Source organism: Pseudomonas sp. MPC6 (assembly GCF_006094435.1).
Taxonomy (GTDB): Bacteria; Pseudomonadota; Gammaproteobacteria; order Pseudomonadales; family Pseudomonadaceae; genus Aquipseudomonas.
In genome coordinates this window covers 744,262-756,859 of the sequence record NZ_CP034783.1, presented here as the reverse complement: position 1 = coordinate 756,859, position 12,598 = coordinate 744,262, and the positions used below count along the sequence as shown (strand labels likewise).

Annotated in this window: 16 protein-coding genes; all 16 read left to right on the top strand. The window is 60.7% G+C overall.

All coding sequences use genetic code 11. From position 1 onward, the window contains the following. The first annotated feature begins 50 nt into the window (after positions 1 to 50). Positions 51 to 386, top strand: a complete 336-nt coding sequence (locus ELQ88_RS05405; RefSeq protein ID WP_138964046.1) for a type II toxin-antitoxin system RelE/ParE family toxin — start codon at positions 51 to 53, stop codon at positions 384 to 386. A gap of 3 nt (positions 387 to 389) precedes the next feature. Next, positions 390 to 713, top strand: a complete 324-nt coding sequence (locus ELQ88_RS05400) for a transcriptional regulator (RefSeq protein ID WP_128874359.1) — start codon at positions 390 to 392, stop codon at positions 711 to 713. 117 nt (positions 714 to 830) lie between these two features. Then, positions 831 to 1,229 carry a DUF2946 domain-containing protein gene (locus ELQ88_RS05395; RefSeq protein WP_128874358.1) on the top strand — a complete coding sequence of 133 codons (399 nt, stop codon included), beginning with the start codon at positions 831 to 833 and terminating at the stop codon, positions 1,227 to 1,229. A 47-nt stretch (positions 1,230 to 1,276) separates the two neighbouring features. Next, positions 1,277 to 1,756, top strand: coding sequence for a copper chaperone PCu(A)C (locus ELQ88_RS05390; RefSeq protein WP_138964044.1), 480 nt, complete (start codon positions 1,277 to 1,279; stop codon positions 1,754 to 1,756). Between the two features lie 21 nt (positions 1,757 to 1,777). Next, on the top strand, positions 1,778 to 2,236 hold the full coding sequence (locus tag ELQ88_RS05385) for a DUF2946 domain-containing protein (RefSeq protein ID WP_138964042.1): 459 nt from the start codon (positions 1,778 to 1,780) through the stop codon (positions 2,234 to 2,236). Positions 2,237 to 2,447: 211 nt separating this feature from the next. Further along, on the top strand, positions 2,448 to 3,824 hold the full coding sequence (locus ELQ88_RS05380) for a PepSY domain-containing protein (RefSeq protein WP_138964040.1): 1,377 nt from the start codon (positions 2,448 to 2,450) through the stop codon (positions 3,822 to 3,824). A gap of 322 nt (positions 3,825 to 4,146) precedes the next feature. Continuing rightward, positions 4,147 to 5,412, top strand: coding sequence for an urea ABC transporter substrate-binding protein (gene urtA, locus ELQ88_RS05375; RefSeq protein WP_138964038.1), 1,266 nt, complete (start codon positions 4,147 to 4,149; stop codon positions 5,410 to 5,412). Positions 5,413 to 5,629: 217 nt separating this feature from the next. Then, positions 5,630 to 7,081, top strand: coding sequence for an urea ABC transporter permease subunit UrtB (gene urtB, locus ELQ88_RS05370; RefSeq protein WP_228761638.1), 1,452 nt, complete (start codon positions 5,630 to 5,632; stop codon positions 7,079 to 7,081). Further along, positions 7,081 to 8,160, top strand: coding sequence for an urea ABC transporter permease subunit UrtC (urtC, locus tag ELQ88_RS05365; protein ID WP_138964034.1), 1,080 nt, complete (start codon positions 7,081 to 7,083; stop codon positions 8,158 to 8,160). The genes urtB and urtC overlap by 1 nt, the downstream gene beginning before the upstream one ends. After that, entirely contained in the window at positions 8,157 to 9,026 is an 870-nt protein-coding gene (urtD, locus tag ELQ88_RS05360) for an urea ABC transporter ATP-binding protein UrtD (protein WP_128874351.1), read from the top strand. The genes urtC and urtD overlap by 4 nt, the downstream gene beginning before the upstream one ends. A 130-nt stretch (positions 9,027 to 9,156) precedes the next feature. Continuing rightward, the gene (urtE, locus tag ELQ88_RS05355; protein WP_128874350.1) at positions 9,157 to 9,855 is read left to right on the top strand and encodes an urea ABC transporter ATP-binding subunit UrtE; all 699 of its coding nucleotides are present in this window, start codon (positions 9,157 to 9,159) and stop codon (positions 9,853 to 9,855) included. 56 nt (positions 9,856 to 9,911) lie between these two features. Next, positions 9,912 to 10,751 (top strand): urease accessory protein UreD, encoded by an 840-nt coding sequence (locus tag ELQ88_RS05350; RefSeq protein WP_138964032.1) that lies wholly within the window; start codon positions 9,912 to 9,914, stop codon positions 10,749 to 10,751. Between the two features lie 155 nt (positions 10,752 to 10,906). Beyond that, positions 10,907 to 11,209, top strand: coding sequence for an urease subunit gamma (locus ELQ88_RS05345; RefSeq protein WP_128874348.1), 303 nt, complete (start codon positions 10,907 to 10,909; stop codon positions 11,207 to 11,209). Between the two features lie 9 nt (positions 11,210 to 11,218). After that, complete coding sequence (locus ELQ88_RS05340; protein WP_138964030.1) at positions 11,219 to 11,752, top strand: GNAT family N-acetyltransferase; 534 nt, start codon at positions 11,219 to 11,221, stop codon at positions 11,750 to 11,752. A 6-nt stretch (positions 11,753 to 11,758) separates the two neighbouring features. Further along, complete coding sequence (locus tag ELQ88_RS05335; RefSeq protein WP_128874346.1) at positions 11,759 to 12,292, top strand: GNAT family N-acetyltransferase; 534 nt, start codon at positions 11,759 to 11,761, stop codon at positions 12,290 to 12,292. Then, positions 12,292 to 12,597, top strand: coding sequence for an urease subunit beta (locus ELQ88_RS05330; protein WP_138964028.1), 306 nt, complete (start codon positions 12,292 to 12,294; stop codon positions 12,595 to 12,597). Before ELQ88_RS05335 ends, ELQ88_RS05330 begins: the two co-directional genes overlap by 1 nt. Position 12,598 lies beyond the last annotated feature (1 nt).

Here is a 12,598-nt window from a genome sequence, read left to right as displayed (position 1 = left end):
ATTATCGGCTTGCATGATAAGTAACCTATTTGTTACCTTCAGAGTCGCCTGTGATCACACTTGAAGAATATTTGCTGGAAAACGAAACAAGCCCTTTTGGGCGCTGGTTTTCCACCCTGAATACGCAGGCAGCGCTTAAGGTATCCAGCGCGCTGGTCCGACTGGAGCTAGGTAACACATCCAACATCAAGTGGTTCGATGGCTTTGGCGAATATCGAATAAATTGGGGTCCAGGTTACAGAATCTACTTGGTGCAGGAGGGGAAACGCCTGATCATTCTCTTTGGCGGAGGCGATAAGTCCACTCAAAAATCCGATATCAAACGGGCAAAAACACTCATAGCCGAATTTCAAACCCGAAAGAAAGCTGAACGAAACCGGAGATAAGTCATGGCGCTCACTCGAAGCTACAAACATACCATTGCCGAGCGTGCCCAGCGTGATCCGGAGTTCGCCCAGGCATTGTTGGATGAGGCTGCTACTCTGTTTCTTAATGGTGAGCCTGAAATGGCCAGAATCATTTTGCGCGATCTCGTTAATGCCACCGTTGGTTTCGAAGAATTGGCCAAGGAGACTGCAAAACCCAGCAAGAGCCTTCATCGAATGTTGTCCGCCAAGGGCAACCCAAGCATGGACAATCTGGCTGCAATATTCGCGGTGGTTCGCGCTACGCTGCGAGTGGATATACAAGTGCATGCGGTGCGTACCCATTGAAGGCGTGAAAAATCAGCAGCTTTTACTGCGACACCACACCGCACGCCGCTTTTTTACTTATCGGCCCTGATCAGGCTAAATACCCGCGCCTGATCGCCCACCCACCGGATTCGTCCCATGTCCCGACAACGGCTTGCAATTGCCTGGATCGCCTGCTTCGCAGTGCTGTTCAACATGCTCGCCATGCCGATGACCGGAGCGATGGCGCAAACGGCGAAATCGCCTGCCGAACAGGTGCTGTGGGGCAGTTTCTGTTCGTCCAGCGGCACGAAGATGGTGGCGATTTCCCTGGGCGACACCCAGCAGAAAGCCCCGCAGGGCGACGATCATTCCAACATGCAGCATTGTTGGTGCTGTTCCGGCTCCGCACCACTGGTGGCGTTGCCCGGGCATGTGCCGCAGCTGTATTACACCCGTTTCGAGGCCAATCGAAGCCGTCCCGCGGCCACGCTTGAAACGCCCACTCCGCGCCAGCAATGGCCGAGTCTCAACCCCCGCGCTTCTCCTCTGGTGTGATTCCTTCTCGCAATTGACTGCGTCTTGAATCGTTCCGGAGAACTGCCATGTTGAACAAACTCATCGTTCTGACTGCATTGCTGCTGCCTGCCTGCTTTGCCAATGCTCACGAATACAAGGCTGCCGAGCTGGAAATCGCTCACCCCTGGTCGCAGGAATTGCCGCCCAACGCGCCGACCGTTGCGGCTTACTTCGTGATTCATAACAGCGGTAAAACCGCTGACCGATTGCTCAGCGTCGACTCGCCGATTGCCGGCATCGCCCAGTTGCATGAGCATGTGAAGCAGAACGACCTGATGAAAATGCAGCAGGTGCCGAGCGTCGAAATCCCCGCAGGTGGCGAAGTCACTTTCGCCCCCATGGCCTATCACGTGATGCTGCTGGAGCTCAAAGACCGCAGCCTGCTGAGCGACGGTAAACAATTCCCGCTGACGATGCATTTCGAAAAGGCGGGTGAGGTGACCGTCGACGTCACGGTGCAGAAAAAGGCCCCGGATGGCCTGCAAACGCACGCGCACGCCCAGTAACCGGCAGAGCTGAACACGCCCATGCGCCCGCTTCGCGCCAGGTCATCCGCAAGCCGTCGTCAGCCATTGAGCCTGACCCGCGGCCGCTGGATTGGCTTGTTTGCCATGTTGATGATCTTTATCGGCCCGCTGATTTCCCAGTCGATGCCGATGGATCAACGCGCCTCTGCGCTGATGAAAACCTCCATGAGCCTGTCGATGGATATGGGCATGGACGGGGCGGCGATGGCGCACGCCGATCACGGTGTGCAACCCGATGCCGAGCACTGCCCACCCCAGGCAGACCATCACGCACTGTGGGAAAAATGCGGCTATTGCAGTCTGCTGTTCAATTGCCCGGCACTCACCGGCGGCCAGTCCTTCGTCGCATTCGACACACCCAAAGCCACGACCCACACCACCCCCTCCCCCCGCCTGGGTCATGCCCGGGCAACCGTGTTCCCCGGCGCCCGCACCCGCGCTCCACCCATCGTCGCGTAAACACCCGCCTCCGATCTCACACAGCTCAGAAGACAGCCGCCGGCTGCCGGCCGTGTCGTGCGGTATTGGACATGGGTATCTAACAAGAACAGTTAAAAGATCGCAGGCTGCGCCAGCGCCTACATGGGAACGCGTACACCCTGTAGGCGCTGTCGAGTGAAACGAGGCTGCGATCTTTACAAGCAATTGATTCGCCAGCGGAGCACAACCGATGAAACAGCCCAAACCGAATTTCTACAACCTGGCCTGGCGCTGGCATTTCTATGCCGGTCTGTTCGTCGCGCCCTTCATGGTGATGCTGGCCCTGACCGGCGTCATCTACCTGTTCAAACCGCAACTCGATCCGTTGATGTACGGCAGCTTGCTGAACGTCCCGGCCGGTCACCACAGCGTACCGGCCGACGAGCTGCTCAAGCGGGTCAAAGAGGCTTATCCACAAGCAACGATCAAGCAGTATCTGCCACCGGTGAACGCCGAACGCAGCGCCCAGTTTGTCGTACTCGATGCCGGCAACGAACTGAACGTGTTCCTCGACCCGTACCGTGGCGACATCCTTGGCGAGCAAGATGCCAAGATGAATCTGCAAGCGGTGGCGCGTGCGATTCACGGTGAATTGATGATCGGCACCCTCGGCGATCGACTGGTCGAACTCGCCGCCGGCTGGGGCATCGTGCTGGTGGTTTCCGGGGTGTTTTTGTGGTGGCCACGAGGCCAGGCCGCCGGCGTCCTGTGGCCGCGCCTGAGCAGTCGCGGTCGAGTGCTCTGGCGTGACCTGCACGCGGTCACCGGGTTCTGGGGCGCGGCGTTTCTGCTGGTGATGCTGCTCAGCGGCATGACCTGGACCGGGTTCTGGGGCAAGCAATACGCTGGCGTGTGGAACGTGTTCCCGGATGCGATGTGGAATGACATGCCCAAGTCCGACGTCGAGGCGCGCAGCCTCAACAGTGCCACGCGCCAGACCGTGCCATGGGCCATGGAAAACACACCGATGCCGATGTCCGGCGACCACGCCGAACACATGGCCCAGGGTACTGCCCAAGCCGGTCCCGCCGCACCCACCATCAGCCTGCAAGACGTGCAGAATATCGCCGAACAACGCAAGGTCGAGCCGGGCTACAGCATCACCTTCCCGACCACGGCCACCGGCGTCTTCACCATCGCTGTCTTCGCCGACGACCCGCGTAACGATGCCACCCTGCATGTCGACCAATACACCGGCGACGTCCTCGCCGACGTACGCTGGGAGCATTACGGCAACGTCGCCCGCGCCACGGAAATGGGGGTGATGCTGCACGAAGGCAAGATGCTCGGTGTGTTCAACCAGATCGTCGTGCTGCTGATCTGCCTGATGATCCTGCTCAGCGCCGTCAGCGGCGTGGTGATCTGGTGGAAGCGTCGCCCGCAAGGCAAACTCGGGGTTCCACCCCTGCGTCACGACCTGCCGAAATGGAAAACCGCGATGGTCATCATGTTCGGGCTGGCGATAGCGTTTCCGTTGGTGGGGGCTTCGCTGGTGGTGGTGTGGCTGCTGGATCGGGTGTTGTTGTCGCGCTTCACCCGGCAAACCGAATCGGCTTCCTCTTCCTGAATCACCCCCGCCTCCCTGTAGGAGCTGGCTTGCCAGCGAAGGCGGTATAACAGCCAACATAGATGTTGAATGTTATGGCCCCTGCGCTGGCAAGCCAGCTCCTACAGGGGATCAAGATTGCGTTTACTGCGCCCCAATCTGGCGCACCGCTGCGCACCAACGCGCCAGACGCGATCCTTCATGGTGCGCCATAAAATGGCGCAACCGCTCTAATACGACATTTTCCTGCCTTTTGCCGACCAGGCACAGCCCTTGCTAAAGACCCTTCAGTACTCCGCATCTGCCAACCAAAAAAAACACCTACGTTCATGGAGATCGCACAATGAAGCGTCGCAGCTTGATCAAGGCTTTCACACTATCGGCAAGCATTGCCGCGATGGGCATGGCCTGGACTGTCCAGGCCGCCGAGACCATCAAGGTCGGTATCCTGCATTCGTTGTCCGGCACCATGGCGATCTCCGAAACCTCGCTCAAGGACATGGCGTTGATGACCATCGACGAGATCAACGCCAAGGGCGGCGTGAACGGCAAGATGCTCGAACCGGTGGTAGTGGACCCGGCGTCGAACTGGCCGCTGTTCGCCGAAAAAGGCCGGCAGTTGCTGACCCAGGACAAAGTGGCCGTGGTGTTCGGTTGCTGGACCTCGGTGTCGCGTAAATCGGTACTGCCGGTGTTCGAAGAACTCAACGGCCTGCTGTTCTACCCGGTGCAATACGAAGGCGAAGAGATGTCGCCGAACGTGTTCTACACCGGCGCCGCACCGAACCAGCAAGCGATCCCGGCAGTGGAATACCTGATGAGCGAAGAAGGCGGCAGCGCCAAGCGCTATTTCCTGCTGGGCACCGACTACGTCTACCCGCGCACCACCAACAAGATCTTGCGCTCGTTCCTGCACGCCAAAGGGGTGGCAGACAAGGACATCGAAGAGGTCTACACCCCGTTTGGCCACAGCGATTACCAGACTATCGTGGCCAACATCAAAAAATTCTCCGCCGGGGGCAAGACGGCGGTGATCTCTACCGTCAACGGCGACTCCAACGTGCCGTTCTACAAAGAACTGGCCAACCAGGGCCTGAAAGCCACCGATGTTCCGGTCGTGGCGTTCTCGGTCGGTGAAGAAGAACTGCGCGGCATCGACACCAAACCGTTGGTGGGCAACCTGGCGGCGTGGAACTACTTTGAGTCGGTCGAGAACCCGACGAACAAGAAGTTCGTCGCCGACTGGAAAGCCTACGCCAAGAAACACAACCTGCCGGGCGCCGACAAAGCGGTGACCAACGACCCGATGGAAGCCACCTACGTCGGCATCCACATGTGGGCGCAAGCGGCCGAAAAAGCCAAGTCCACCGACGTCGACAAAGTCCGCGAAGCCCTCGCCGGCCAGACCTTTGCCGCGCCGTCCGGTTACACCCTGACCATGGACAAGACCAACCACCACCTGCACAAGCCGGTGATGATCGGTGAGATTCAGGCTGACGGTCAGTTCAACGTGGTGTGGCAGACCGAAGGCCCGATCCGTGCCCAGCCGTGGAGCCCGTTCATTCCGGGCAACGACAAGAAGCCGGAGTATGCGGTGAAGAGCAACTAAGCCCCGCGATGCCGGGCCCAGACTCTCACCCTGGGCCCGACACAACACCTGTAGGAGCTGGCTTGCCAGCGAAGACGGCGGCACATCCAGCATCGATGCAGCTGACCCACCGCCTTCGCCGGCAAGCCGGCTCCTACAAGGTCCGCGTATGACCAGGACGTTCGACATGCCCACCGCCCTTTACCGTTTTATCTTTGCACTCGCGCTTTTATTACCGATGGCCGTACAGGCCAGCGACGCCGAAGACTTCGTTGCCGCCAACCCCGTGCAGCAAGCCAAACTCCTGGAATCCTGGGCCGCGCAGCCGAACCCGGCCCGCGTCGAACTGATCAACGCCCTGCAACAAGGCGAACTGACCATCGATGGCCAACCGAAAACCCTGCGCCTGAACAACCGCCTGCGAGGCCTGATCGACACCGCGCTGGCCAGCCACCAACTGCTCGCCGCCGACGCCAAAGTCCGGTTGGCCGCCGCGCAGCAATTACAGAAAAGCGCCAAACCGGCGCAGCTGACGTTCCTCGACCAGCAACTGGCGGGCGAAAAAGATGAAAGCGTTCACGCAGCGTTAAGCCTGGCGTTGGCCAACCTGCAACTGGTCGATAGCGACCCGACCGTGCGCCTCGCCGCGGTCCGGCTGCTCGGCGAAACCGGCGACCCGCTGGCCCGCACCCGCCTGGAAGGTTTGCTCGAACCGGGCGTCGAAGCCGATGCCGCGGTACGCACCGCCGCCGAAACCAGCCTGGCTCAGGTCAAACGCAAACTACTGATCGGCGAGATGCTTGGCCAAGCCTTCAGCGGCATGTCGCTGGGCTCGATACTGCTGCTCGCGGCCCTCGGCCTGGCGATCACCTTCGGCCTGCTCGGCGTGATCAACATGGCCCACGGCGAGATGCTGATGCTCGGCGCCTACTCGACCTATGTCGTGCAGTTGATGTTCCAGCGCTACGCCCCGCAAGCCATCGAGTTTTATCCACTGATCGCCTTGCCGGTGGCCTTTTTCGTCACCGCCGCGGTCGGCATGGCGCTGGAGCGCACGGTGATTCGCCACCTCTACGGCCGCCCGCTGGAAACCTTGCTCGCTACCTGGGGTATCAGCCTGATGCTGATCCAGCTGGTGCGACTGGTGTTCGGCGCGCAGAACGTTGAAGTGGCCAACCCGGCGTGGTTATCCGGTGGGATTCAAGTGCTGCCCAACCTCGTGCTGCCGTACAACCGCATCGTGATCATCGCCTTCGCGCTGTTTGTGGTGGTGCTGACCTGGCTGCTGTTGAACAGGACGCGCCTCGGTTTGAACGTGCGCGCCGTCACCCAGAACCGCAACATGGCCGCCTGCTGCGGGGTGCCCACCGGGCGCGTCGACATGCTCGCCTTCGGTCTCGGCTCGGGTATTGCCGGTCTCGGTGGCGTCGCTCTAAGCCAGATTGGCAATGTCGGCCCGGACCTCGGCCAGAGCTACATCATCGACTCGTTCCTGGTGGTCGTCCTCGGCGGTGTCGGTCAGTTGGCCGGGAGTGTCCTGGCCGCCTTCGGCCTGGGCATAGCCAACAAGATTCTCGAACCGCAGATCGGTGCGGTGCTCGGCAAGATCCTGATCCTCGCGCTGATCATTCTGTTCATCCAGAAACGTCCGCAAGGCCTCTTCGCACTGAAAGGACGGGTGATCGACTGATGAACCAGCCTCTGATGCTCACCGCCAGCCAAAAGGCCGGCCCCAAGGTCACTATCGCTGTCGGCGCGGTGGTCCTCGTTCTGCTGCTGACATTGCCGCTGCTCTCGCTGCTGTCGCCGGACAGTGCGTTTCACGTTTCGGCTTATACCCTGACGCTGGTGGGCAAGATTCTGTGCTATGCCATCGTCGCCCTGGCGCTGGACCTGGTCTGGGGTTACGCCGGCCTGCTGTCTCTGGGCCACGGCCTGTTCTTCGCCCTCGGCGGTTACGCGATGGGCATGTACCTGATGCGCCAGGCCTCGGGCGATGGCTTGCCAGCGTTCATGACCTTTCTGTCGTGGACCGAATTGCCGTGGTACTGGGCCGGCACCAGCAGCTTCCTCTGGTCGATGTGCCTGGTGGTATTGGCCCCGGGATTATTGGCGTTGGTGTTCGGCTTCTTCGCCTTCCGTTCGCGGATCAAGGGCGTGTATTTCTCGATCATGACCCAGGCCCTGACTTTCGCCGGGATGCTGCTGTTCTTTCGCAACGAAACCGGGTTTGGCGGCAATAATGGCTTCACCAATTTCCGCACCATTCTCGGTTTTGGCATCACCGAACCCGGCACCCGCGCCGTGCTGTTTTTCGCCACGGTGGTGTTGCTGGTGGCGAGCCTGTTGATCGGCTGGCGTCTGGCGCAGAGCAAGTTTGGCCGGGTATTGACCGCCCTGCGCGATGCGGAAAATCGCCTGATGTTCTGCGGTTACGATCCGCGGGGCTTCAAGCTGTTTGTCTGGGTCTTGAGCGCAGTGCTGTGTGGCCTGGCCGGCGCGCTGTACGTGCCGCAAGTCGGCATCATCAACCCGAGTGAAATGTCGCCGACCAACTCCATCGAGGCGGCCGTCTGGGTGGCACTGGGTGGTCGCGGCACCTTGATCGGTCCGCTGCTCGGCGCGGGGGTGGTCAACGGCATGAAGAGCTGGTTCACCGTGGCCTTCCCCGAATACTGGCTGTTCTTCCTCGGCGCGCTGTTCATTGTCGTGACCTTGTATCTGCCCAAAGGTGTGATTGGTCTGCTGAAAAAAAGGGGTGATCAATGAGAGTGACAGCGACGGCTGAATTCATGCTCGAACCGGCGTTTTTCCCGGTGGAGCCCAACAAGGACGCCGGCAGCAGCCGCGACGCCATCGGCCTCGGTCAAAGTGCGGGCCCCGGCCTGGACACCCGCCATGGCACCATCCTGACCCTGGAAGACATCAGCGTCAGCTTCGATGGTTTCAAGGCCCTGAACAATCTGAACCTGTACATCGGCGTCGGTGAACTGCGCTGCATCATCGGCCCCAACGGCGCGGGCAAGACCACGTTGATGGACGTCATCACCGGCAAGACCCGGCCCAGTCACGGCAAGGCCTGGTTCGGCGAAACCCTGGACCTGACGCAGATGAGCGAAGTGCAGATCGCCCAGGCCGGCATCGGCCGCAAGTTCCAGAAGCCGACGGTGTTCGAAGCGCTGAGCGTGTTCGAAAACCTCGAGCTGGCGCAGAAAACCGACAAGTCGGTCTGGGCCAGCCTGCGGGCTCGGCTGAGTGGCGAACAAAGAGATCGCATCAGCGAGGTGCTGGATACCATTCGCCTGACCACCTCGGTCAATCGCCCGGCGGGCTTGTTGTCCCATGGTCAGAAGCAGTTTCTGGAGATCGGCATGCTGTTGATGCAAGACCCGCAACTGCTCCTGCTCGATGAGCCGGTGGCGGGCATGACCGATGCCGAAACCGAATTCACCGCCGAGTTGTTCAAGCGCCTGGCCGGCAAGCATTCGCTGATGGTAGTGGAGCATGACATGGGTTTTGTCGGGTCGATTGCCGACCACGTCACCGTGTTGCATCAGGGCAGTGTGCTGGCCGAAGGGTCGCTGGAACAGGTGCAGGACAACGAGCGGGTGATCGAGGTTTACCTCGGCCGATAGACCTGCAAACACAACCCCTGTAGGAGCTGGCTTGCCAGCGAAGGCGGTGGATCAGTCGACGTATTTATCGCCTGAAAGGACGCCTTCGCTGGCAAGCCAGCGCCTACAGGGGATCGAGGAGAATTTGAGAATGCTGCAAGTCGACAAGCTGCACCAATACTACGGCGGTAGCCACATCCTGCGGGGCCTGACGTTTGAGGTGAAGGTCGGTGAAGTCACGTGCCTGCTGGGGCGCAACGGAGTCGGCAAGACCACCCTGCTCAAGTGCCTGATGGGCCTGTTGCCGGCCAAGGAAGGCGCGGTGAACTGGGAAGGTAAACCGATCACCGCGTTCAAGCCGCACCAACGGGTTCACGCGGGGATTGCTTATGTGCCCCAGGGTCGGGAAATCTTCGGCCGCCTGACCGTGGAAGAAAACCTGCTGATGGGCCTGTCGCGGTTTCCCGGCTCCGAGGCCAGGGAAGTCCCGGCGTTCATCTACGAGTTGTTCCCGGTACTGCTGCAGATGAAGCAACGGCGCGGCGGCGACTTGTCCGGGGGGCAACAGCAGCAATTGGCAATTGGCCGGGCGTTGGCCAGCCGTCCACGGTTGTTGATTCTCGACGAGCCCACCGAAGGCATTCAGCCCTCGGTGATCAAGGAGATAGGTGCCGTCATCAAGCAACTTGCCGCCCGTGGTGACATGGCGATTCTGCTGGTCGAGCAGTTCTACGACTTCGCCGCCGAACTGGCCGATCAATACCTGGTGATGTCCCGGGGCGAAATCGTGCAGCAAGGCCGTGGCGAAAATATGGAAGCCGAGGGCGTGCGCGGCCTGGTTACCATATAAGGCCGCGATACAAGGCTTCGATTTAATCTGCGGCGTCCTGACGATAACTGGAAACCATGAATCTACCTGCCCCCACTGCCCTGTTTACCCCAAGCTGGCACGCCGAGCTGGAACTGGGCTACGCCCGATTCGGCGACAGCACGCGCCCGGTTCAGCGTCGGCACAAAGGCCCGCTGCGGGTGCAGAAGCATCTGTATGCCGAAGGACCGCAGGTCTGCCAGCACATCATCGTTCATCCGCCGGGCGGGATTGCCGGGGGTGACCGGCTGGACATCTCGGCCAGCGTCGGGCGCGATGCCTGGGCGCAAATCACCAGCCCTGGCGCGGCCAAATGGTATCGCGCCGCCGGCCCCGCTTATCAGCAGCTGACCTTGAAAGTGGCGAGCGGTGCGACACTGGAATGGTTGCCGCAGGAGACCATCATCTTCAGTGCCGCGCAGGCTGAACTGAGCACCTGCGTCGACCTTGAAGGCGATGCCCGGTTGTTTTACTGGGACGTGGTGGCACTGGGCCGACCGGCCAGCGGCGAGCGTTTCGACCTCGGGCATTTTCAGGCGCAACTCGACATCCGTCGCAACGGCCGGTTGCTCTGGCACGAACGTCAGCGCATTGTCGGCGGGGATGGGTTGCTCGATTCGCCAATTGGCCTGGATGGGCAGCCGGTGTTTGCCACCTTGCTGGTGACCGGCGACCTCGATAGTGAATTGCTGGAGAAGTGCCGTTCACTGACTCATGACGTGCGCGGGGATTTGACGCAGTTGCCGGGAATTCTGGTTGCCCGGTGCCTGGCCAGTGAAGCATTGTTGGCGCGGGGATGGTTGATTGATGTGTGGCGGTTGTTGCGCCCGGCGTTACTGGGCCGAGAAGCCGTCCCACCCCGAATATGGGCCACCTGAACACCGCCTCCCTGTAGGAGCTGGCTTGCCAGCGAAGGCGGATCAGCCAATACATGTATCGACTGACACACCGCTTTCGCTGGCAAGCCAGCTCCTACAGGGGGCCGTACCAACAGTTCCAATACCTTTTTACTGCCGATTATGGATTCCCAACGATGGACCTGACCCCACGCGAAAAAGACAAGCTACTGATCTTCACCGCCGGCCTCGTGGCCGAGCGGCGTTTGGCTCGCGGCGTGAAACTCAATTATCCGGAAGCCATGGCCTACATTTCCGCAGCGTTGCTTGAAGGCGCTCGCGACGGCCAGACCGTGGCCGACCTGATGCACTTCGGCACCACCCTGCTCAGCCGCGAACAAGTGATGGAAGGCATCCCGGAAATGATCCCGGAAATCCAGGTCGAGGCGACGTTCCCCGACGGCACCAAACTGGTCACCGTTCACCAACCGATCGCCTGAGGTCGCGCCATGACTTACCACATCCGCGATGCAGTGCGGGCCGATCTGCCGGCGATCCGCGATATCTACAACGATGCCGTACTCAATACCACGGCGATCTGGAACGAGAAGATCGTCGACCTGGACAACCGCCAGGCCTGGTTCAGCGCCCGGCAAGCCCAGGGCTATCCGATTCTGGTGATCGTCGACAGCGATAACAGGGTGCTGGGTTACGCGTCATTCGGTGACTGGCGGCCGTTCGACGGTTTCCGCCACACTGTGGAGCATTCGGTCTATGTACGCAGCGATCAGCGCGGCAATGGCCTGGGCCCGCAGCTGATGGACGTGCTGATCGAACGCGCCAAAGACTGCGACAAGCATGTGATGGTTGCCGCCATCGAAAGCGGTAACGCCGCGTCAATTCGCTTGCACGAACGAGCCGGTTTCGTGAGCAGCGGGCAGATGCCCCAGGTCGGCACCAAGTTCGGCCGTTGGCTGGACCTGACCTTCATGCAGCTGACCCTCAATCCTGGCGCAGAACCACCTGCCGCCAATAAGGAGTAACGCCTGATGAACGCCGCCCAACTGCGCCGCGTCAATGTTGAAAGCTTTGCCCACTATCGCCAGGGTTTGATCGATCTGCTGCTCGATGCCGTGGGTTATGGCGCCAGCGTCGGGTTCATGGCCAATCTGGATGCCACTGAGGCACGCGCCTACTTCGATGACGTTCAAGAGAACCTGAACAGCGGCAACGTGCTGCTGTGGGTGGTGGTCAAGGACGAGCAGGTGCAGGCCAGCGTGCAACTGACCCTGTGCCAGAAAGCCAACGGGCTGAACCGCGCCGAAGTGCAGAAATTGCTGGTGCGCGAACATGCGCGTCGCCGGGGTCTGGGCCAGCAGTTGATGAGCGCACTGGAAGCGGCCGCCCTCCAGCACAAGCGCGGCATGCTCTACCTCGACACTGAAGCCGGCTCCCCCGCCGAGGATTTCTACAAGGCCCAGGGTTACACCCGTGCCGGTGAAATCCCCGACTACGCCTGCGACCCGAGCGGCCGCTACAAACCCACTGCGCTCTACTACAAAATCCTCCAGGGAGCCCATTGATGATTCCCGGTGAATACCAGATCCAGCCTGGCGACATCGAACTCAACGTCGGCCGCCGCACCCTCAGCCTGAAGGTCGCCAACAGCGGCGACCGGCCGATCCAGGTCGGCTCGCATTACCACTTTTTCGAAACCAACGACGCCCTGACCTTCGACCGCGCCGCCAGCCGCGGCATGCGCCTGAATATCCCCGCCGGCACTGCCGTGCGCTTCGAACCGGGGCAGAGTCGCCAAGTCGAGTTGGTCGACCTTGCCGGCCATCGCCGGGTGTTCGGGTTTGCCGGACGGATCATGGGTGACCTTTAAG